Below are 2,201 nucleotides of genomic sequence, written 5' to 3' on the forward strand. Positions count from 1 at the left end.
TGGAACGCTACTTCTATCGAACTGGAATAAGCATTATGGAAGCAAAAAATAAGATCGTGCGCAGTGCCGTGCGATTTTATTTATCAGCACCATTGTATGGCTTGTTCGCAACTGCGTAACTCCTATATTGATAAAGTACAGCGGTTTCCAATTACTTTTGTTGTTAAGTCTAACGAAACCTCAGATCAAATTCGCGCTGCCATTCGTGCGCAAGCAGTTATGAAATATAAAATTGAGACTATCGTTGATTCATACATGAAAGCCGTCGAAGAAATTATCAACGTTCACGATCTTATTTCCGCTTTTGATGTAGTAGTTAAATCTGGTCAGTTGCAAACAGTCATGGATGAAATTATCTTTCAGAGTAAGGTTGAGTTCAATTACAGTGAAGATGACGAAGATGAAAACAGTAGAACTGAAGAAATATCACTACTCGATCTTTAGCAGCGCCATAGTCATCATCACTATACAAGCGATTCAAAAGTAGACGGCGCGGCGCTCATTCTGGCGGGATTAAAGCAGTGTGATTTGCGGGGACGGATTGCGGATTAAATCATTGCAAGACAACTGCACCGATACTAAAGATGTTATTGGTGCGTAATTGATCCTTCAAAAATTATCAAGCGGATCAGCTTCAATGAGCTATAAAACTCAATCCAACCCGCTTGACGATTTATCACGATCTCACTCAATCCAATAGCAGTAAACCTAGACCACCAATGGTTACAACAGCAGGTAGTGAAAAAGCATAAATGTTGCTTATGCCAGTTTCCACGCCTCAGTGCTCAATTCGCCGATTCAGAAGGCGTATTTGCATCTGTAATCAAGAAATCACTGTAATTGTGGTCTCTAATCCACAGCGGAGCACGACCGGCACCACTCCATGTTTTGCCCGACGCAGGATCACGATACTTGGCAGGACGGGTTGATTTAACGCGGGTGGTAGCAGCTGCGACTGTCTTCGACTGCGGAAAAATATCCTCGGCAGTGAGGGAATACTTTTCTAGCAACACCCGTACGTCTTTGATTTTGACGCGGCGTTCTTGTTTACGGGCGGTGTCGATTTCCTTTTGCAGGAGCTCGTATTGTTGAAGCAGTTTATCAAGGTTTGACATCGGTTCAGTTCTCAATTACTAGAAAGTACCGAAAGATACACGATTCAGTTTAGAAAATCATCAGGTATGGCAAAATTTATCGCTTGGATAGCAGGCGTGGTTCAGAATACAAGTGTAAGTGGTGGTGCCCAATCAACAGCGTTGATATGGTTTTTATCTTGTTTTACAAATAGTTATACAACTCTAATTTTAAAAATTAGGGCGCTACCACCTACTTCACCGCAGCATGAATTTATCTAGCCGGCTACGAGCAGCAATCATTTTTTCGGATGATCCCATGCGCCTGCGCAAGCTCAGTACTGTAGAGGAACCGCTGCATCGTTACATGCAGACTGATAACCATCAGATAGTGCCCGGATATGTGTCGCCGGTGTCAGCACTTCAAAAAGCAGGCCTTGGCACATACTAATTACAATCAAGCGGCTTCTGCGTGAACACGCTCCATCTGTAATGGATAAAACCTGTTTTGCGCATCCAAAATTGGCGTTTCAGCAATACCTTCATCGGTGTAGCCGATATTGATATTCCAGTTGACCGATTCATCACGCACAAGCGGCAACTCAATCCATAAATGATTGTCATCACTATAGACAGTTTTAGATAAAATACGCACACTAATTCCTCTCTAATGAGCGACTAAACTCCATGACTCCAAATGAATTCATTGCTAAATGGCAAGTCTCCACGCTAAAAGAACGTTCTGAATCGCAAGAGCATTTTATTGATTTATGTCGGTTATTGAATGAACCAACGCCCGCAGAAGCTGATCCAACTGGTGAGTTTTATTGTTTTGAGCGTGGCGCAAAGAAAACCACTGGCAGCGATGGCTGGGCGGATGTCTGGAAACGCGCTCATTTCGGTTGGGAATATAGTCGATCCAACATAAAATGATTACAAATGACAGGCAAACAAAGCATCAACTGAGCAATGGTTCCTTTTACGAATCGCTTTTGCTTTTGCCCAATAGTTTTCAATCGGATTTAAGTCAGGTGAATATGGTGGCAAGTATTCTAAAATATGCCCGCTTTCTTTAATCTTTTGCTGAATATCTTGTCTTTTATGAAAAGCGGCATTATCCATAACAAG

At 42.3% G+C, this 2,201-nt stretch carries 5 protein-coding genes; 2 read left to right on the forward strand and 3 right to left on the reverse strand.

Annotated features, from left to right (window positions below):
- The first annotated feature begins 96 nt into the window (after positions 1-96).
- Positions 97-444 (forward strand): hypothetical protein, encoded by a 348-nt coding sequence (locus CKO12_RS14070; protein ID WP_200155354.1) that lies wholly within the window; start codon positions 97-99, stop codon positions 442-444.
- A gap of 341 nt (positions 445-785) precedes the next feature.
- Here CKO12_RS14070 and CKO12_RS14075 read toward each other — a convergent pair whose 3' ends face one another.
- Positions 786-1,115, reverse strand: a complete 330-nt coding sequence (locus tag CKO12_RS14075; RefSeq protein WP_200155355.1) for an H-NS histone family protein — start codon at positions 1,113-1,115, stop codon at positions 786-788.
- 415 nt (positions 1,116-1,530) lie between these two features.
- The gene (locus CKO12_RS14080; protein WP_207146391.1) at positions 1,531-1,728 is read right to left on the reverse strand and encodes a hypothetical protein; all 198 of its coding nucleotides are present in this window, start codon (positions 1,726-1,728) and stop codon (positions 1,531-1,533) included.
- A 32-nt stretch (positions 1,729-1,760) separates the two neighbouring features.
- Between CKO12_RS14080 and CKO12_RS14085 the strand changes: the two genes are divergently transcribed.
- Positions 1,761-2,006: a hypothetical protein gene (locus tag CKO12_RS14085; protein WP_200155356.1), complete on the forward strand. Its 246-nt coding sequence runs from the start codon at positions 1,761-1,763 to the stop codon at positions 2,004-2,006.
- Here the strand turns inward: CKO12_RS14085 and CKO12_RS14090 are convergent.
- Positions 2,007-2,201 (reverse strand): transposase (locus tag CKO12_RS14090; RefSeq protein WP_200154953.1); only part of this gene is annotated, 195 nt, incomplete at its 5' end.

Source organism: Chromatium okenii (genome assembly GCF_016583745.1).
GTDB classification, from domain to species: domain Bacteria; phylum Pseudomonadota; class Gammaproteobacteria; order Chromatiales; family Chromatiaceae; genus Chromatium; species Chromatium okenii.